This is a genomic window from Modestobacter roseus, assembly GCF_007994135.1.
GTDB lineage: Bacteria > Actinomycetota > Actinomycetes > Mycobacteriales > Geodermatophilaceae > Modestobacter > Modestobacter roseus.
The window spans coordinates 554,134-573,751 of sequence record NZ_VLKF01000001.1 but is presented as its reverse complement, the minus strand read 5'-3'; the positions used below and the strand labels follow the sequence as shown (position 1 = coordinate 573,751).

Below are 19,618 nucleotides of genomic sequence, written 5' to 3'. Positions count from 1 at the left end.
CGCCCGGCCGCGCATCGCCATCACCGGTGCGAGCGGGAGACGACATGACGAGCATGACCAGCACCTCACCAGTTGTCGACCAGGCGGTGCCCTCAGCGGTGGTCACCGTCGGGGTGGACACCCACAGCGACACCCACCATGCGGCGGTGATCGACGCGGTCGGGCGGCCGCTGGCCGATGCCGGCTTCCCGACCACCCCGGCCGGCTACCAGCAGTTGCTCGTCTGGGCACAAGGTCACGGGGAGGTGGTCGGCTTCGGCGTGGAGGGCACCGGCGCCTACGGCGCCGGTCTGGCCCGGCATCTGCGCACCGCCGGGCAGGTGGTGATCGAGGTCGACCGCCCCGACCGCAAGACCCGCCGGCAGCGCGGCAAGAGCGACCCGATCGACGCCTACGCCGCAGCCGCCGCGGTGCTCTCCGGCGCGGCGACCGGCACACCCAAGACCCGCGATGGGCGGGTCGAGGCCATCCGCACGCTGCGAGTTGCCCGGCGCAGCGCGATCAAGGCCCGCACCCAGGCGATCAACCAGCTCAAGGCGCTCGTGCTCACCGGCCCGGCCGAGCTGCGCCAGGCCTTGACCGGGCTGACCTCCCGCCAGCTGCTGGCCACCTGCCGGCGGCTGCGCGCAGACACCCGCCTCACCCACCTCGCCGACCCGGTGACCGCAGCCACGAAGCTGACCCTGCGCCGACTGGCCCGGCGCATCACCGCACTCGGCGAAGAGATCAACGACATCGACACCGAGCTGCGGCCGCTGGTCACCGCCACCGCTCCGGCGCTGATGGCCGTCTACGGCGTGGGCACCGAGGTCGCCGCCCAGCTGCTGGTCACCGCCGGGGACAACCCCGACCGATTGCGCTCCGAAGCAGCCTTCGCCCAACTCTGCGGCACCGCACCACTACCGGCAAGCAGCGGACGCACCACACGCCACCGGCTCAACCGCGGCGGCGATCGGCACGCCAACTACGCGCTGCACATCATCGCCCTGGTCCGGCTCTCATCCCACCAACCGACCCAGGACTACGCCGCCCGACGACGAGCCGAATGCCTGAGCAACCTTGAGATCATCCGCTGCCTCAAGCGCTACATCGCCCGCGAGATCCACCACGTGCTGACTGCTTGACGAGGCATAGGAGCATCTCAGTCCGGGGTCATGAGCCGCTGTCAGCGTCATGGGCCGCATTGGCGGCCGCGAGCAACTGCTCCAGCTGCTCCGGCCCCACCTGACCACCGGAGAAGCCCAGCACCCGCCCCAGCGGGATGGAGGCCATCATCCTGGCGAGGTCGACACCCAGGTCGGCCCCCGTGGCGGCAGCCACTGCCCCACCACCGAGCATGCCGCTCAGCGCCTGCCCGAGGGCAGCCGCCGCTGTCGGGTCCGCCATGACCTCACCGAGTGTCGAGTCCAGGGTCAGGGGCACGTGCACCGGGTCCCCGGCCACGTCGACCGAGCCGTGCACCCGGAGATCGCGGCTGGACACGCCGGCCCACACCTCGTACGCACCTCCCTCGACCACCCAGCGGTCGAGGCGGGTGTCCCAGTACGCGAGGTCGTCCCTCCGCAGCAGCACGTCCACCGTCGCGCCCTGCCCCGGCGCCAGGTCGACGACCACGAAGCCCTTGAGCTCACGCATGGCGCGGGTGACCGCCGATCCGGGCACTCCGACGTAGAACTGGACCACCTCTCGGCCCGCCCGCCGCCCGGTGTTGGTGACGGTGACCCGCGCGCGGATCCCCTCCGCGGCTGCTTCCAGCGCCAACCCGGCGTATTCGAAGGTGGTGTAGGAGAGCCCGTGACCGAAGGGGAAGGTCACGTCCATCTCCCGGGCGTCGTACCAACGGTAACCGACGAACAGGCCCTCCCCGTAACGGACGTGGGAGTGCTCCCCGGGGAACGCCAGGTAGGCGGGCGAGTCCTGCAGCCGCAGCGGCACGGTCTCGGCGAGCCGGCCCGAGGGGTTGACGACCCCGAACAGCACGTCGGCGACGGCACCACCGGCCGCCTGGCCGAGCAGGGCGGCGTCCACGACAGCCGGGGCGACGGCCGCAACCGGGGCCAGTCTGAGGACACCACCGTGGCAGAGGACGACCGCCGTGCGCGGCTGCACCGCCACGACCGCAGCGAGCAGGTCCACCTGCTCGGCCGGGAGCTCGATGTGCTCGCGGTCGAAGCCCTCGGACTCCTGGCGGGCGGCCAGCCCGAGGAAGACGACGGCGGCGTCCGCGGCAGCCGCAACGCGAACGGCCTCGTCTCGCAGAACCCCAGCATCACCGGAACCGTCGGTCGTGAAGCCGGTGGCGAACTCCACCGCGCCACCGGCCAGCGCGCGGATCTCGTCGAGCGGGACGTCGACCCGGGTGGCGTTCACGTGCGAGCTCCCGCCGCCCTGGTACCGCGGCACCTGCGCGAGCTCACCGATGACCGCGAGCGACGCCTCAGCGGCCAGCGGGAGCACCCCGTCATCGTTCTTGAGGAGGACGATGCAGCGCCCGGCCACGTCCCGGGCCAGCGCGTGGTGTTGTTCCTCGTCCAGCGTCACGCCGTCCCGGCGTCCCGCCGCCACCCGACCAGCCAGCTCGGCGACGCGCTCAGCGGAGCGCGTGACGACGGCCTCGTCGAGCGCGCCCGCCCCGACGGCGGTGACCACCTGGGCATCTGTGCGACCTCCACCCCCGGGCATCTCCAGGTCCAACCCCGCCGCCACGGCAGCCACTCTGTCCCGGACCGCACCCCAGTCGCTGACCACCGCACCGTCGAAACCCCACTCGCCACGGAGGACCTCGGTCAGCAGCCACCGGTTCTCCGCGGCGTACACGCCGTTGACGCGGTTGTAGGAGCACATGACCGTCCAGGGACGCGCGTCCTGGACCACCCGCTGGAAAGCTCGGAGGTAGATCTCACGCAGGGGCCGCTCATCGACGTCCGAGCTGGACCGCATGCGGTCGTGTTCGGCGTTGTTGGCCGCGAAGTGCTTGAGCGAAGTGCCCACGCCCCGGCTCTGCACGCCGCGGACCCACGCCGCGCCGAGAACCCCGCTCACCAGGGGGTCCTCCGAGAAGTACTCGAAGTTCCGGCCGCCCCGCGGGTCGCGCTTGATGTTCACCCCGGGACCGAGGAGCACTCCCACTCCCTGCGCCTGGCACTCGTCACCCAGAGCCCCACCGACCTGTTCGACAAGCGCGACGTCCCAGCTCTGGCTGAGCCCGACCGCGGGCGGGAAGCACGTCGCCGGCACGCTGGCGCCGATGCCGAGGTGGTCACCGGTCCCCGCCTGGGTGCGCAATCCGTGCGGACCGTCCGCGAGGCGGACGGGGGGCACCGACCCGGCAGCCTCGGTGGTCCACATGTCGGCTCCACTGCCGAGCGCAGCCCGCTGCGCCAGCGTCAGGTCCGTGACGGCCGTCGAGATGCCGAGGTCCATGCAGGGGTCTCCAGGGTGTCCGGCCGGCCCGGCCGGCGGCGAGTGCTCGATCCGTGCGCGCATTCGGGCAGCTCCATGCTGCACATCGGCCGGCACGAGCGCTGAGTTCGTGCCATGAGTTGTCGTGGAGCTCGGCGGGCCCCCACGCCCGCATCCTTCCCGACTCCCGCTGGGGACGTGGCGCTCACCCCTCCTCCCCCGGCACGACCCTCAGGTGATCCGGGCCATACTGGGGCAACGCTGGCGGCCACCGGTTGCCGAGAGCGCGCGCATCGACGAGTCGGCAGAGGGGTGAGGGCAGTGGAGCCCACGGAGGCCGGCCACCGGGAGCACCGGGCGACCACGATCTACGACGTCGCCAAGGCCGCAGGCGTGGCGCCGTCCACCGTCTCCCGCGCCTTCTCGCGTCCCGGACGGGTCAACTCGGAGACGGCGGAACGGATCCGCCAGGTGGCCGAAGAACTCGGTTACCGGACCAACCCGCTCGCCCGCGCCCTGTCCACCGCCCGCAGCCACATGCTGGCACTGGTGGTGTCCGACGTCGCCAACCCGTTCTACTCCGAGGTCATCCGGGGAGCTCAGGCCGCTGCCGCCGACGCTGGCTTCACCGTGCTGCTCACCGACGCGCAGGAGTCCGAACGACTGGAGCGGGCGGCCATCGAACGCGCCATCCCGAGCGTCGACGGGATCGTGCTCGCCGGCTCACGCCTGTCGGACTCGGCCATCCGGATGGTCTCCAAGCAGAAGCCGGTCGTCGTGCTCAACCGAGCGATCGTGGACGTGCCCTCCGTCGTCCCGGACAACGCTCGGGGCATGCGCCAGGCCGCGGAGCACCTGGCGAGCCTGGGGCACGGGTCGATCACGTACGTCGCCGGCCCGGAGGCCTCCTGGGCCGACGGCATGCGCTGGCGATCACTGCTGGAAGCAGCACCCGACCACTCCCTGCGTGTGCGGCGCATCGGTCCGTTCTCGCCCGACGTCCCGGGCGGCGTGCAGGCGGCCGAGGTGCTCACCAGGAACCCGACCTCGGCGGTCATCGCCTACAACGATCAGCTGGCCATCGGGGTCATCCGGGGTCTTGCCGCTCGGGGGATCCGTGTACCCGGCGACGTCAGCGTCATCGGCTTCGACAACATCTTCGCCTCCGAGCTGATCTCACCCGGGCTGACCACGGTGGCGGCACCGCTCTACACCGAGGGCTCGACGGCGACGAAGCACCTGCTGACCCTCATCGAGAGTGGTCGGCGGCAGCAGAGTCTGTCCGCGGTGCTGCCGACCCTGCTGGTGGTCCGTGGCTCGACGGCTCAGCGCAAGCGGAAGAGGACCTCACCGGCCTCGGGCACGAACAGCATCCCGGGGTCCGCGGCCGCGGCGGCGAGATCCACCTCGGCTGGGTCGAGGTAGTCGAGGTTCGCCCCCCGCACGATCTCCTCGGGGATGCCGGTGGCCAGGGTGACCCTCAGTCGGCACTGCTCTCCGTGAACGGAGTCGTAGGTGCCGGCGCCGCGCAGGTGCGTGGAGTGGGCCAGCACTCCCCAGTGGAGGTGCGAGAACCGGTCCCACTGCGCGACGAAGTAGTCGCGGCAGTGGTAGCCGATCTCGTTGATCTCCGGGTGCATGGCCGAGATCTCGGTGATGTGCGGGGCGTAGATGACGACCTCTCCCCCGTCGGCGACCACCGGCTCCACCTTGTAGAAGCCCTTCGCGGCGGTCCACATGTCGTCGTACTTGTCCGGCACCACGGACACGACCCGCCGCACCGGCGCGTCCAGGTAGCGCACGTGGGTCTCGGCCGACACCCCTGCCGCGGCCGCCCAGGCCGCCCGCGGCTCCCCGAACGCCGCCGCGTGCAGCGCGCCACTCCCCGACTCGGCGACCACGCAGAGGGCCAGCCGCTCCGCTGGGATGAGGGCGGCCGCCTCGTCGATGAGCGCTCGGACCGGCGTGATGCCCCGGGTACCGATGATGTCGGCGCTGGTGATCAACGCGCCCAGCCAGTGCGACAGGTCGATGATCTCCTGTCCTGCGACGCCCGGGAAGAAGTACTTGTTGCCCCCCGAGAACCCGACCACCTCGTGCGGGAACACCGGGCCGACCACGAGCGCGACGTCGTGCTCGACGACGGCCCGGTTGAGCCGTACGTCGACGCTCTCGCGCAGTCGCCCGTCGGACAGCTCCGTGACGCGCGACGCCGGGATGACCCCCAACGAGGCGAACGTGGCCGGATCGGCCCACTCGTGGTTCAGCAGTGCCATGCCCGGATAGCGGGCCGCGAGATCACCTGCGGGGAAGCCGAGGTGTCGCGCCAGCTGGGCTTCGGACATGGGTGCGTGCGTGCCCAAGGCGATCAACGCCGTCAGCCGGGTCACCCGTCCGACCAGCGCGCCGTGCACCGCGCTGAGCAGGAGCGGCAACGGACAGCTGCGGGTCGCGTCGGGGATGACCACGCAGACGCTGCGGCCGTCCAGGTCCTGCCCGGCCAGCTGCTCGCGGACGAACGCGGTCACCTCGTGCTCCGCCAGGACACCGTCGGGTCCGCCGATCAGGGCGGCCTGCCGGGCCAGGTCAGCCGTGGCGGCGAGCGGGGACGTCATGGTCAGACCATGCGACGAGGGCGGACACGGCGACAAGGCCCGGCTGGAACAGGTGGCAACCGACCGGACGACGCGGCAACAGGCGACAACCGTTTGCCGAGTTGTCCGCGTCACACCGAGCATCACCGTCATGCCCGCACCTGCCGTCCTCTCCCGGCACCCCGATCGACTGCTGCCGTCCGAGCCCGGCACCCGGGCCATCGCCCGGCGGCTGTACGACGCCGTGCGCGACCTGCCGATCCTGTCGCCGCATGGCCACGTCGACCCGCAGATGCTCGCCGACGACGTCCCGTTCCGTGACCCGGCGAGCCTGTTCGTCACCCCGGACCACTACGTGACCCGGCTCCTGCACGCCTCCGGTATCCCGCTCGGCGACCTCGGTGTCGGACGCGGGCAGCTCACGGAGTCCGAGTCGCGCGCAGTCTGGCGGCGGCTCTGCGAGCACTGGCACGTGCTGCGGGGGACCCCGACCCGCTACTGGCTGGAGTCCGAGCTGGCCGAGGTCTTCGACGTGGGCGTGCAGCCGTCGACCGACACCGCCGACGACATCTACGACCAGGTCGCGGAACGGCTGACCAAGGACGCGTACCGGCCCCGGGCGCTGTTCGAGCGCTTCCGCATCGAGTTCCTCGCCACGACCGACGACCCCTGCGACGACCTGTCCGCGCACGCGGCGTTGGCTGCAGACGACTCCTTCCCGGGCCGGGTGGTACCGACCTTCCGCCCGGACCGCTACCTCGAGGTCTCCGCTCCGGGCTGGGCTGCCGCGGTGTCCCGGCTGGGTGAGGTGAGCGGCACCGACACCGGCAGCTGGTCGGGGTGGGTCACCGCCATGGAGCAGCGGCGCGCCCACTTCGCCGCCCACGGCGCGACCTCCGCCGACCACAGCCACGAGGACGTGCGGACCGATCCGCTCTCCCCGGGGCAGGCCGAGCAGCTGTACCGAGCGGCGCTGAGCGGTGACGCAACGGCGGACGAGTGCCTCGCCCTGCGCCGGCACATGCTGCTGGAGATGGCCCGGATGTCCTGCGACGACGGTCTGGTGATGACCCTGCACCCCGGTGTCCGCCGCAACCACCACGCCCCGACACTCGCGTCACACGGGCCGGACACCGGGCACGACATCCCGCTGCGGATGGAGTACACCGATGCCCTCCGGCCGCTCCTCGAGCGGTTCGGCACCCACCCAGGTCTACACCTGGTGCTGTTCACCCTCGACGAGACGGTGTTCTCCCGCGAGCTCGGCCCGCTGGCCGGCTTCTACCCGTCGGTGTACGTCGGTGCCCCGTGGTGGTTCCTCGACGCACCTGGGGCCGTCCGGCGCTTCCGTGACGCGGTCACCGAGTCGGCCGGGTTCCGGCGCACGTCCGGTTTCATCGACGACACCCGGGCGTTCTGCTCCATCCCGGCCCGCCACGACATGTCGCGACGGCTCGACAGCGGCTACCTGGCGCGACTCGTGTCCGAGCACCTGCTCGACGAGGACGAGGCGCTCGAAACCGTCGTCGACCTGGTGGACGGCCGACCGCGCGAGGTCTTCAAGCTGTGACCGCGCAGTCCCTGACCCGCGGCGGCGTCGCGGCCCCGCCGGTTCGTGCGGTGCACCTGGGCCTCGGCAGCTTCTTCCGCGCCCACCAGGCCTGGTACACCGACCGGGCCGCGGGCGACGACCCCTGGGGCTTCGCCGGCTTCACCGGGCGCCGACCGGACCTGGCGGACACCCTGAGTGCCCAGCAGGGCCTTTACACGCTGGTGACCCGCGCAGCCGAGGGAGACCGACACGACGTCGTCCGGTCCGTGAGCCGGGCGCACGCAGCCAGCGACCACCACGCCTGGCTGGCGCACCTCTCCTCCGGCGACGTCCGGGTGCTGACCCTGACGGTGACCGAGGCGGGCTACCTCCGGAACGCTCGCGGCGGGCTGGACGCCGACGATCCGGTGGTGCGCCGCGACCTGACGGTGCTCCGGGACGATCCCACCGCACCGGTGAGGTCGGTACCGGCACGGGTACTGGCCGGTCTGCTGGCCCGGCGCCGTTCCGACGCGGGCCCGCTCACGCTGGTGCCCTGCGACAACCTCCCGGACAACGGTGGCGTGCTCGCCCGCGTCGTGCGGGACCTGGCCGAACTGGTCGACCCGTCGCTGCTCGACTGGATGGACGAGCGGGTCTCCACCGCCACCACCATGGTCGACCGCATCACCCCCGAGCCGACCGATGCCGATCGTCGGGCGGTGCTCGAGGCCACCGGCGTCGACGACCGGAGCCCCGTCGTGACCGAACCCTTCAGCGAGTGGGTGATCGCCGGCGAGTTCCCGGGCGGGCGACCGGCGTGGGAGGACACCGGTGCGGTGTTCACCGACGCGGTCCAGCCGTTCGAGGAGCGCAAGCTCTGGCTGCTGAACGGCGCCCACTCGCTGCTCGCCTACGTCGGCTCGCTGCGCGGGCACACGACTGTCGACGAGGCGGTGGCGGATCCACACTGTGCTGCCCTGCTCGACGAGTGGTGGCGGGCCTGCACCCCTCACCTGTCCCTCCCCCCGGGAGATGCCGAGCGCTACTGCGCGGCCCTGCGGGAGCGGTTCGCGAACCCCCGGATGCGGCACGCACTCGGCCAGATCGCCACGGACGGCTCACAGAAGCTGCCGGTCCGGCTCCTCCCGGTGCTCCACCGAGACCTGGACGCCGGCCATCGCCCCGACGTCGTCGTGACGGTCCTGGCCGCGTGGTTGCTGCACCTACGCGGCACCGGGCTCCCGGTCCGCGACGTGCGGGCGGCTGAGCTGGAGCCGGCGGCCCAGGCGCCACTCCCCCAATCGGTCCCGGCAGTGCTGGCGGCACTCGATCCGGCGCTCGCCGACGATGCCGAACTGGTGACAGCCGTCCGAAGCCGGGTGGCGGACCTCTCCGGACACCGGTGACCGCCCTGCGACCGGCCGAGGTGGTGATCGGCCTCGACGTCGGCACGACGGCCGTGAAGGCCGTCGCCTTCGGGGTCGGGAGCGCCTGGCGTTGCTCTGCCGTGCGGGAGTACCCGTTGCTGCAGCCCCGACCGGGCTGGCAGATCCAGGACGCCGATCTCGTGGTCGCGGCGACGGTCGAGGCGCTCCGTGAGTGCGTCGCCGTGGCCGGCGTGCCGGTGGCCGCTGTCTCGGTCGGGACGGCCATGCACGGCCTGCTCGCACTCGACGACGAGTGCCGCCCCATCACCCCGTTGATCACCTGGGCCGACTCGCGGGCGTCCTCGGAGGCGAGCGAGCTGCGCGTCACCTCCGTCGCCGTGGATCTGCACCAGGTCACCGGGACGCCGGTGCACCCGATGTCCCCGCTGACCAAGCTGCGCTGGGCCGCTCGCCACGATCCGGGCACCTGCCGACGGGCCCGCTGGTGGATCGGGCTGAAGGACTACGTCCTGCTGTGCCTCACCGGCACGCTGATGACCGAGCTGTCCTCGGCGTCGGCGACCGGCATGCTGGACCTGCGCGCCGGCGATTGGTACGGACCAGCTCTCGAACTCGCCGCCGTCCACCGGTGGCAACTGCCCGACGTCCGCCCGACGACGACCGTGCTCGGCACCACCCCGGAGACGATGTCGTCGACCGGGCTGCCGACGGGCACGCCGGTCGTCGCAGGGGCGGCCGACGGTCCGCTGGGCAACCTGGGCACCGGGGCTGTCGCCCCCGGGGAGGCCGGGCTGAACCTGGGCACCAGCGGCGCCGTGCGCATGGTCGTCGACCGTCCGCTGACCGATCCGGACGGGCGCACCTTCTGCTATGCGCTCACCGACGAGCTCTGGGTCGTCGGTGGCGCGATCAGCAACGGGGCGCACGTGGTCCGCTGGGCGGCCGACGGGCTCGCTCCGGACGTCGCCACGACCGCGGGCACTTCCGGATCGGACGAGGCGCTGCTGGGCATGGCCGCTGAGGCACCGCCGGGCAGCGACGGGCTGGTGATGCTGCCGTACCTCGTCGCGGAGCGCGCGCCGCTGTGGGACCCGCAGCTACCCGGCGCATACCTCGGACTGCGGCGGGACCACACCCGTGCGCACCTCATCCGGGCTGCTGTGGAGGGGGTCGCACTGCAGTTGGCAGCGGTGGTCGATCTGGTCGACCGGCTGGAGCCGGTGACGACGGTGCGGGCGACCGGCGGCGCCTTCCGGGCGCCGCTGTGGCGCACGGTGGTCGCCGCCGCGCTCGACCGTCCAGTGACCTTCACGTCCGATGCGGAGGGGGGTGCACTCGGTGCCGCCGCACTGGGGCTGTTCGCGCTGGGGCGGGTCGAGCGACTGGTCGACGCGGCGGCGCTGCTGACCGGCCCCAGCGCCTGGGAGGGAGCGACCGTGGTCGCACCGCCCGAGCACGTCCAGGTCTTCCAGCGACTGCGCGAACGCCTGCCCGGGCTGGCGAACGGGGTGGCCGCGGCGGCCGGTGCGCTCGCCGGCGACCGTTCCGGCGACCTGACAGCGCCGGCGTTCACGGTGAGCTAGCGGACGCTGCGGACCCGGAGGGCGATTAGCGTGGCCCCGACCAGACCAAGCGCACCGGCGGTCAGGTAGAGCAGCGTGTAGTTGCCCCCCTCGCTCGAGGCGTTGAGCGAGATGACCAGCGGGGCGACCAGCGGGCCCACTGCGCTCGGGATCTTCTGGGAGAACCCGACCACCGCCATGTAGCGGCCGGCCTGGGTGTCCCGGTGCGGCAGCACGTCGAGCACGATGGCCTGGTCCACCGCGGCGAACGCGGCGATGCTGAGCGAGGCCAGCAACGACCCGGTGAGGAGGAGCACGTAACTGTCCGCGAAGGCGGACACCACTGCACCCGAGGCGAAGACGCCGCCGGCGAGGAACACGAAGACCCGGCGACGGCCCAGCCGGTCGGAGAGGAACCCTCCACCGAGTCCGCCGGCGAGCGCGGTGAGGACCCCGCACGCGGCGGTGACCGCGAGGAAGCCCGCGACGCCGGGGATGTCCACGTCCAGCCGCTGGGCGTAGAAGAAGGTGGCGAAGGTGGTGGTCATGGAGAGACCGAGGAAGAACAGGAAGCGACCCAGCCAGTTCCAGGCGAAGTCCCGGTGCGCCCGGGGGTCGAAGCCGTAGGAGCGGAGCAGCCGCCCCACGGTCAGCCGGTCCGCCGGCGCCGGACCGCGACTGTCGGTCTCCCGAACGCCGAGCAGGTAGGGCAGCACGAGCGCGGTACCGGCGACACAGGGCAGCGCGAACAGCAGCACCTGGTTGCTGCTCACCGCACCGGCCAGCAGCACGCCCAGCACCGGCGCGGTCTGGGTCGTGACCCCGGTGAGCCCGGACACCCGCCCCCGCTGCGAGCGCGGCAGCCGGTCGGCCTGCACGTTGGAGATGGCACCCAGGGCGGTGCCCCACCCGACGGTGGTCAGCACCCACCCCAGGCCCAAGATCGGCACCGTGGCGGACCAGGCCATCACCGCCGTCCCGACCGTGCCGACCAGGCTGCCCGCGAGCAGGTACGGCCGGCGTCGACCGAAGCGGGACCTGGTCCGGTCGCTGACCGTGCCGACCAGGGGGTTGGCCAGCAGTGAGACGACCGACCCGATGCCGATCAGGTAGCCCAGCACCTCCTCCCGCCCGGGGGCCAGCTCGTCGACCCGCAGGGCCAGCGAGAAGGCCATCGGCACGATGAGGGCCATCGAGCTGCCGAAGGTGGCCACCATCATGGCGACGACCTGCCAGCCCGGGACCCGCGGGCGGTCGTCGTCCTCCGCGCGCGGGCGGGGCGGGCGCGGAGCCGCGCCCCGCGCGGCTGGAGCATCGGGCAGCACGGCGGGCGGGGCTGCTCCGACCACGGCCGGTACGCCGGGGCCCGAAGGGTCGGCGCTCACCGCTGCCCGCCCCCGCTCAGGCCGGACCGGACGGCTTGACGCCGTTCAGGCCGAGCCAGCGCTGACGCAGCGCGTGCGCTGCCGCCTTGGGCCTGCGGTCCCGGGTGAAGACCCCCTTCTTGTTCCCGTCCACCCGGTGGATGGCCCGAGTGGTCTGGAAGTCGGCGAAGTTCCAGATCTGCTCGCCGACGAACGCCTCCACCCGGTCGAACACCCGGTGGTGCATGTCGAGGAAGTCCCGCTGGTACTCCTCGGTCCACGGGATGTCCCACAAGGAGTGCAGCCCCTGCATCGTGTCCGCGCCGTACTCGGTCATCAGGATCGGCTTGTCGTACTTCGCCGCCCAGCCCCGCAGGTCCCGCTCTAGGTAGTCCTCGGCCGTGACGAGGTCCCCGTTGGCGACGTACCAGCCGTAGTAGCGGTTCAGCGAGATCACGTCGAACAGGTCGGCGATGCGGTCGTTGCTCGGGTTGGCGAACATGACCACCGCGTAGGTGACCGGGCGGGTCGGGTCCAACTCACGGGTGAGCTGCACGAGGGGCTCGAAGTACTCCCGGGCGCCCTCCTCGTTGGACGAGGGCTCGTTGGTGATGCACCACATCACCACGCTGGGGTGGTTCTTGTCCCGCGCGATCAGCTCGCGGAGGTGCTGGGCGTGTGCGGCCTGCGTCTGGTCGTTGAAGGTCTCCGGCGAGAACGTCGGCGTGGTGACCGCGCCGGCGAGCCCCCCGGTGACGGCCAGATTGAGGCCGACGGCCGAGGTCTCGTCGATGACCACGATGCCGTGCCGGTCGGCGAACTCCAGCACCTCCTCGGCGTAGGGGTAGTGCGAGGTGCGGAAGGAGTTCGCACCGATCCACTCCATCAGCTGGAAGTCGTGCACCAGGTAGGCGTCGTCGTGGCCCTTGCCGCGGATCGGTGTGTCCTCGTGCTTGCCGAAGCCGGTGAAGTAGAACGGCTCGCCGTTGATCAGGAACTGGGTTCCGCGCACCTCGACGGTGCGCACGCCGAAGGACTCGGTCCAGCTGTCGACCACCGTCCCGCCGTCGACCAGCTCGACCACGAGGTCGTAGAGGTGGGCCGCGCCGGGCTGCCACAGCCTCACGTCCTCGATCCGCAGGCTGCCCTCCGCGCCGGTGCCGGCGGCGACCTCGGTGCCGTCGACGTCCACCGCGCGCACCCGGACGTCGGCCGGCGCGCTGGTGCGGACGGCGTAGTCGACGGTGCCCGCTGCGCCGTCCACGCCGGTGACGACCGTGACGTCCTCGACGTGCGTGGCGGGGCGGCTGTAGAGCCACACCGACCGCGCGAGCCCGGCGTAGTTGAAGAAGTCGTGCAGGTAGGTCTGCTTGCGCCGGCCGGACTGCTCCACGGTGAGGGTGCCCGGCGGGAGCGTGACGTTGGTCAGCTCGTTGTTCACCCCGACGGTGAGCCGGAACTCCTCCCCCGCCCGGACGACGTCGGTGATGTCGGCCTCGAACGGGGTGTACCCACCCACGTGCTCGGCGACGAGCTGGTCGTCGACGTACACCCGGCCCTGGTGGGTGGCCGAGTCCAACCGCAGCAGCACCCGCTCGTCGGCCCACCCGCGGGGCACGCGCGCCGTGCGCTGGTACCAGACCCACCCGACGTGGTCCCGGATCTCCCGGTCGGCGAAAAGGTCGTTGTAGCTGGCCGGCACCGCCGCCTCCAGCGTGGTGTCGAGGCGGCCGGTCCACGGCTCGTCCTGCACGCGGCCGGCGATGCCGAACCGCCACAGGCCGTCGAGGTTCACCAGTTCCCGGGTCGGGGTGGAACGGGGCTTGAGCATCGATCTCCTCCAGGTTCGCGACGCCGGGATCCGGCGCCGGGGGGTCAGCGGGGGCCGGTGAGCGTGAGCTGCCACTCCCAGGCGTGCTCACGACTCGACAGCCGGTAGGGCTTCCGTGTGTCCGGGCCGAGCAGCGCCGTGCCCACCCCGCGGTGGGCGACGTCGAGATGGACGACGGTGGTGCGGCTGGGCGGCAGCTCCCACCAGTGCGCGGCGCCCTCGAGCTGGTCCACGGTGTACCGGCTGACGTTCAGGTGGAGCGGGGTCGGCGAAACAGCCCGCACCTCACCGGCCGGGCCGGACAGCCGCAGCTCGGTGACGCCGCCGCGGGTGCCGTTCTCCTGCGGGAGGACGTAGGGCACCGCGAGGTCGTCGATCGGGCTCGCCCACGCGCCGAGCAGCGCCGAGGCGGCGCGGTCCGGGTAGTTCTCCCACGGTCCCAGACCGACCCACTGGGCCTGCTCGAAGCCATCGACCAGCTCGAACTCCACCCCGACCCTCAGCCCGTCGGTGGTGCCCTCTGGCAGGGAAACCTCCTCGCGGAGAACCCAGTCCCCGGGGCCGATGGTCCGGACGGTCCGCCGGTGCACCACCTCGTCGCCGAAAGCGGCCGCGTACCGCGTGGTCACGACGGTGCCGTGCGCCGACCGGTCCACGTCCGTGCCGGTCGGGGTCAGCCGGAAGAAGCCGCTGCGCACGAACCGCTGGTCCAGGGCGAAGGACCGGTCGTTGTCGGTCAGCGCGCGCCACAGGCACAGTCGCGGAGCGCGGTGGAGGACTGGGTGCTCCACCGCGCCGTCACCCCTGACCTCTGCTTCCGGGGCGTGCCCGGCGGGCAGCGGCACGGGCCGTCGCGGGAGGACCACCTGCTGCAGTGCGACCTCCGTCCTGCTGGGCGCCCACAGCGCGTCGCCGCGCGTGCGCACGGCCAGGGTGAGCGCGAGAGCCGCAGGGCTGCGGAGCAGGTCGCACACCGACGCAGGCAGGACCAGGCCGCCTTCGGCGCCGGCGGCCACGTCCGGGGTGGGCACGAGGACCGCACCCAGCGGTCCGGCTGTCGTCTCGACGCGCAGTTCGAGTTCGAAGCCGCTCAGGTCGGCGAAGCTCTGCCGGTTGCGCAGGCGCACCCGTCCGCTCAGGGCCTCGTCTGCTCCGGACAGGAGGCGGACCGGGCTGAACAGGCCACGGGCCTCGTAGAGCGCCGGCTTCGGGGTGAGGTCGGCGAACACCACGCCGTTGAGCAGGGTCGGCCCGTTGTTCGGTTCGTCGCCGAAGTCGCCGCCGTACCGGTGTCGCCCGTCGCCATCCGGATCGAGCGCGTGGTCGGTGAACTGCCAGATGAACCCGCCCTGCAGGCCGGGGAGCGACTCGAAGAGCTCCCAGTACTCGGCCAGGCCTCCGGTGCTGTTGCCCTGGGAGTAGGCGTACTCGCACGTGATCAACGGCCGGTCGGTGCGCTCGTCGGCCGAGTAGGCCCGCAGCGCGTCGAACGTCGGGTACATCGGGCAGACGACATCGGTGGCTGCCCGTCCTCCGTGCCAGTCGGTGGCGACGGCGCCCTCGTAGTGGACGGGCCGGGTCGGATCGGCGTGCCTGACCCACGCCGCTGCGGCGTCGTGCGCTGCGCCGTAGCCGGTCTCGTTCCCCAGCGACCAGAGGATCACCGACGGGTGGTTGCGGTCCCGCGCGACCATGCGCTGCACCCGCTCGACGATGGCGCCGAGGTACGGAGGGTCGTCCGCGATCGTGGAGGCGAAGGCGTGCCCTTCCACGTCGGCCTCGTCCACGACGTAGAAGCCGAGTCGGTCGCAGAGGTCCAGAAACGACGGGTCGTTCGGGTAGTGGGCGGTGCGGATCGCGTTGACGTTGCACCGCTTGAGCAGCGACAGCTCGGCCAGCTGACGCTCCTGCGAGAGCACGCGGCCGGTGCACGGGTCGACGTCGTGCCGGTTCACGCCCTGGATGAGCACCCGCCGGCCGTTCACCAGCAGGTCGGGCCCTTCGATCCGGACCCGGCGGAAGCCGATCCGCGTGCGGGTCTCGTCGACCACCTCGCCACCGCCGTCGACCAGCCGGACGACGAGCTCTTCCAGGTGCGGGGTCTCAGCCGACCACGGCCGGACGTCGAGGTCGCCGAGGAAGACGACCGCGGTCCCGGCGGGCGACGAGGACCGGTGCTGCTGGCCGAGCATCCCCGGGGTGGCCCGGAACTCCGGTGGGATCGGCGCGCTCGCGGCGTTCAGGCTGACCAGGTCCATGAAGTCCGCCGGCAGGCGGGGCTCCGGACGGGTGGACCGGTCGTCGCCGCCCCTGGGCAACGTGGGTGCGGTCACCCGCGGTGCCACCGGCACCTCCTCTGTGCGGCCGAGCACCTCCACCTGCAGGGTGTGCTCGACGTCGCGGAGGTGGGCCAGGCCGTTGGTCTGGACGGTGGCCTGCAGGCTGCCGCGGCCGGTGGCCGGGTCGAGGTCGGCGACGACCCTCAGGTCGGCCAGGTGCACCTCGGGCACGCTGTAGAGGAAGACCGATCGACTGATGCCGGCCTGCCACCACTGGTCCTGGTCCTCCAGGTAGCTGACCGCCGACCACTTGCTGACGACCAGCTCCACGGTGTTCGGTCCCTCGACGACGGCGTCGGTGACGTCGAACTCGGCGGCGAGGTGCGAGTCAGAGCTGAGCCCGACGGGGCGCCCGTTGACGAAGGCGCGCAGCAGCCCCTCGGCGGCACCGACGTGCAGCACCGTGCGGCGGCCCGGCCGCAGACTGAGGGACACGGTGCGCCGGTACACCCCGGTGGGGTTCGCTCGCGGGACGGCGGGCGGCACCTCGTCGAAGGGCATGGGGACGTTCGTGTAGTGCGGGGGGTCGGCGGGCTCGCGCATGGTCCACAGCTCGGGCACCTGGACGGTCGCCCACCGGTTGCTGCGCGCAGCGGTCGGCGACGGGAGCAACTGGAAGTCCCAGAGCCCGTCGAGCGGTACCTCCGGCTCACGCCGCAGCGAGTGCATGGGCAGCCGACCGACCGCGTGCAGACCGGTGTCGTCAGTGGGCGCCGGGAGCGGCACTGCCGTCGCCTCGGGCGTCACAGGCCACCGCGACGGGCAACGCTCCCCAGCCAGCCCAGGCTCGGCTTCGGGTGGCGCTCGAATGTCTCCCGGTCGACCGCGATGAGCCCGAAGGTCGGCTCCCAGTGGCCCCACTCGTAATTGTCCAGGGCGCTCCAGTGCAGGTAGCCGCGCACGTCCACGCCGTCGTCCATGGCGGCGAACAGGTGCTGCAGCGCCTCGGTCGTGTAGGCGACGCGCCGGCTGTCGTCAGCGGTGGCGATCCCGTTCTCGGTGATCAGGATCGGCACTCCCCCGGTCACCTCCGCCGTGTGCCGGACGGCGATGCCGATCGCGTCGGGCCGATAGGCGGTCCCGACCAGGGTGTTGTCCGGCGACGGCGGGTACGGCTCGATCCCCTCGGCGTTGACCCACTGGCTGGAATAGGACTGCACGCCGACGAAGTCGTCCTCCCTCGCCGCGTCGAGGTAGAGATCCTCCCACTGCCACTGCAGCTCGCGGGCCTTCTCCTCGGCTCCCGGACGGGCGACGAAAGCACGGTTGGCGACCGTCCAGCCCACCTTGGCGCCGGTCTGCTCCCGCACGACGTCGCGGACGGCGTGGTGCGCCTCCACCATGCGCCGTCCGATCTCCAGATCCGGCGCCGGGAGGGGCGGCCGGGGCCCACCCTCGACCGTCGGGCTCTGCCACTTCTTCCGCTGCTCCGGGTCACGGGCGAGCCGCGCCAGCATGGTCATCATCGCCTGCATGTTCGGCTCGTTCATGGTGACGACCCACGGAACGCCGTCCAGGATGCCGGTCGCGGCGCGCACGTAGCCGACGAAGCGGTCGACCGCCCGGTCGCTCATCCAGCCGCCCTCCTCGGCGAACCAGCGCGGGGTGGTGAAGTGCTGCAACGTGACGACCGGGGTGAGCCCCAGGCCGAGGGCCGTGTCGATCATCCGCCGGTAGTGGGCGAGCACCGCACGGGAGACGAGTCCCGGCTCGGGCTCGATGCGAGCCCACTCGATGCCGAACCGGTAGGCGGTCAGGCCGGCGTCGGCCAGCAGTTGCATGTCCTCCGGGTAGCGGTGATAGCTGTCGCACGCGTCGCCACTGCGCTCGCTGCCCGGCATCGAGCCCTCACGCGCCCAGAAGTCGCTGTTGAGGTTGTTTCCCTCCACCTGGTGCGGGGCGGTCGAGGCCCCCCAGAGGAACCCGAGTGGGAGTTCGGACATGTCATGGCCCTTCGACGAGGACGGAGGACGGCGGCATCGCAGCTGTCGTGGTTGGCGTCACACTAGCATCAATCCCGTACTACAACACTATTTTCATGAGGTCCGGTACTCGAATCGCGTGAGCACCGCCGGTCCACCCAGGGCCTCGACGCCGATGACGCGTCCGGTGAACCCGCCGGCCACCTCGGTGGACAGGTAGCGACCGTCCACGCCCGCCAGGACGTGCACCCCCTCCTCGTCCACCCAACCCAGCTCGAGCCGGTCCGGCCCGCTGCGGCGGCCACGACGGTCCTGGGCAGCGACAGCGCGCACGACCAGCGGCCGGTCCGGCGACACGTCAGTGGCAGTGGCGAGCACCTGGTCCAGCGGACCGACGGCCATGCGGACCGCGAGGGCACCGCCGCACCGCTCCACCGCCACCCAGTGGGCGTCGTCGATGCGCACGGTCAGCGCCACGTCCCCCTCCGTGACCGTCACCTCGACGGTCCACTCCTCGTCGCGCGCTCGTACCGCCAACAGCCGCTCGGCCTCGCGTGCGGACACCGGGCGTCCTGCGGCGAGCTGGATCCCGCCTCCCGGACGGACCGCGGCGAACTGCTGCGGCTGGACCCCGGGTGAGATCCATCGCGGGTGCAGGCGGTCACCGGAGAAGTCGTCCACGAAGGCGGTGACCGCTTCGGGGACCTCGAACCGGTCCTCGACCACGACCGGCCAGCCGTCGACCCAGTCGACGCCGGCGAGGAAGGTCTCACGCCCGTTGACGTGGTACTGCGGGAAGGAGCCGCGCGGCCTGACTCCCAGATGCACCACGGCCCAGCTGCCGTCACGGAGCTCGACGAGGTCGGCGTGGCCGGTGTTCTGGACCGGGTCGCCGGTGCTGCGGTGCGAGAAGACAGGGTTGGTCGGGTGCCCCTCGAACGGCCCGGTGGCACTACGGGCCCGGGCGACGGAGACCCCGTGACCCCGCCCCGTACCGCCCTCGGCCACGACGAGGTACCACCAGCCGTCGCGTCGGAACAGGTGCGGGCCCTCAGGATGGGCCAGCCCGCTGCCCGCCCAGAGCGGTCTCGGTTCGGAGCCGAGCCGACCGGTCGACGGGAGCAGGACCGCCTGGGCGACCCCACCGAACGGGTCCGACCAGGTCAGCAGGCAGGTGCCGTCGTCGTCCCAGGCCAGGTCCGGGTCGACGCCGATGGTGCCCGCGGTGTACACCGGCTCGCTCCACGGGCCGGCCGAGTCCTCGGCGTGGACGAGCAGGTGCCCAAGCCGGATGTCGGCGATGTTCGTGGTGGCCAGCCAGAAGCGGCCGGCGTGGTGCCGCAACGTCGGCGCGTAGACGCCGGAACTGGCGCTCGCGAGCCCCGGCCGGACGTTGAGCTGACTGGGGCGGTCGAGCACGTTGCCGATCTGCTCCCAGCGGAGCAGGTCGCGGCTGCTGAACAGCGGCACGCCCGGCGCGTACTCGAAGCTGGACGTGGCGAGGTAGTAGGTGTCACCGACCCGACAGATGGAGGGGTCCGGGTGGAAGCCGGGCAAGATCGGGATGGCACTCATCGGGCGGTCTCCTCCGCTCGCGGGCGAGCCGGACGGGCGGACCGCGCCGGCCCCGTCCGGTGGGTGTGCGGCTACCACGGGGCCGTGACCGGCCGTGGCTCGAAGTC

The 19,618-nt window shown here is 72.2% G+C and carries 12 protein-coding genes; 5 read left to right on the top strand and 7 right to left on the bottom strand.

Annotated features, from left to right (window positions below):
- Positions 1-53: 53 nt before the first annotated feature.
- Positions 54-1,124 (top strand): IS110 family RNA-guided transposase, encoded by a 1,071-nt coding sequence (locus JD78_RS02820; RefSeq protein ID WP_153360098.1) that lies wholly within the window; start codon positions 54-56, stop codon positions 1,122-1,124.
- A gap of 28 nt (positions 1,125-1,152) precedes the next feature.
- Here the strand turns inward: JD78_RS02820 and JD78_RS02815 are convergent, their stop codons facing one another.
- Complete coding sequence (locus JD78_RS02815) at positions 1,153-3,423, bottom strand: glycoside hydrolase family 3 C-terminal domain-containing protein (RefSeq protein WP_153359963.1); 2,271 nt, start codon at positions 3,421-3,423, stop codon at positions 1,153-1,155.
- A 300-nt stretch (positions 3,424-3,723) separates the two neighbouring features.
- On the opposite strand from JD78_RS02815, the gene JD78_RS02810 reads away from it, so the two are divergent.
- A complete protein-coding gene (locus JD78_RS02810) occupies positions 3,724-4,827 on the top strand; it encodes a LacI family DNA-binding transcriptional regulator (protein WP_228395130.1) in 1,104 nt (367 codons plus the stop codon).
- On the opposite strand, the gene JD78_RS02805 is transcribed toward JD78_RS02810, so the two are convergent.
- Positions 4,728-6,017, bottom strand: a complete 1,290-nt coding sequence (locus JD78_RS02805) for a lactate racemase domain-containing protein (RefSeq protein ID WP_153359967.1) — start codon at positions 6,015-6,017, stop codon at positions 4,728-4,730. The genes JD78_RS02810 and JD78_RS02805 overlap by 100 nt on opposite strands.
- Before the next feature lie 130 nt (positions 6,018-6,147).
- Here JD78_RS02805 and uxaC point away from each other — a divergent pair, with 130 nt between their 5' ends.
- Genes uxaC through JD78_RS02790 form a run of 3 tightly spaced genes read left to right on the top strand, consistent with a single transcriptional unit; the run spans position 6,148 to position 10,501 of the window.
- A complete protein-coding gene (gene uxaC, locus JD78_RS02800; protein ID WP_153359969.1) occupies positions 6,148-7,566 on the top strand; it encodes a glucuronate isomerase in 1,419 nt (472 codons plus the stop codon).
- Positions 7,563-8,936: a mannitol dehydrogenase family protein gene (locus JD78_RS02795; protein WP_228395131.1), complete on the top strand. Its 1,374-nt coding sequence runs from the start codon at positions 7,563-7,565 to the stop codon at positions 8,934-8,936. The genes uxaC and JD78_RS02795 overlap by 4 nt, the downstream gene beginning before the upstream one ends.
- A complete protein-coding gene (locus JD78_RS02790) occupies positions 8,933-10,501 on the top strand; it encodes a gluconokinase (RefSeq protein ID WP_208103963.1) in 1,569 nt (522 codons plus the stop codon). Before JD78_RS02795 ends, JD78_RS02790 begins: the two co-directional genes overlap by 4 nt.
- Here the strand turns inward: JD78_RS02790 and JD78_RS02785 are convergent.
- From JD78_RS02785 to JD78_RS02765, 5 genes are all read right to left on the bottom strand, one after another.
- The gene (locus tag JD78_RS02785) at positions 10,498-11,700 is read right to left on the bottom strand and encodes an MFS transporter (RefSeq protein ID WP_153359971.1); all 1,203 of its coding nucleotides are present in this window, start codon (positions 11,698-11,700) and stop codon (positions 10,498-10,500) included. The two genes, JD78_RS02790 and JD78_RS02785, sit on opposite strands and share 4 nt — an antisense overlap.
- Before the next feature lie 181 nt (positions 11,701-11,881).
- Positions 11,882-13,675, bottom strand: coding sequence for a beta-glucuronidase (uidA, locus tag JD78_RS02780; RefSeq protein WP_153359974.1), 1,794 nt, complete (start codon positions 13,673-13,675; stop codon positions 11,882-11,884).
- Positions 13,676-13,719: 44 nt separating this feature from the next.
- Positions 13,720-16,683 carry a glycoside hydrolase family 2 TIM barrel-domain containing protein gene (locus JD78_RS02775; RefSeq protein ID WP_153359976.1) on the bottom strand — a complete coding sequence of 988 codons (2,964 nt, stop codon included), beginning with the start codon at positions 16,681-16,683 and terminating at the stop codon, positions 13,720-13,722.
- Positions 16,684-16,757: 74 nt separating this feature from the next.
- Entirely contained in the window at positions 16,758-17,957 is a 1,200-nt protein-coding gene (locus tag JD78_RS02770; protein WP_153359978.1) for a glycoside hydrolase family 1 protein, read from the bottom strand.
- 93 nt (positions 17,958-18,050) lie between these two features.
- Positions 18,051-19,511: a glycoside hydrolase family 43 protein gene (locus JD78_RS02765; protein WP_153359980.1), complete on the bottom strand. Its 1,461-nt coding sequence runs from the start codon at positions 19,509-19,511 to the stop codon at positions 18,051-18,053.
- Positions 19,512-19,618 lie beyond the last annotated feature (107 nt).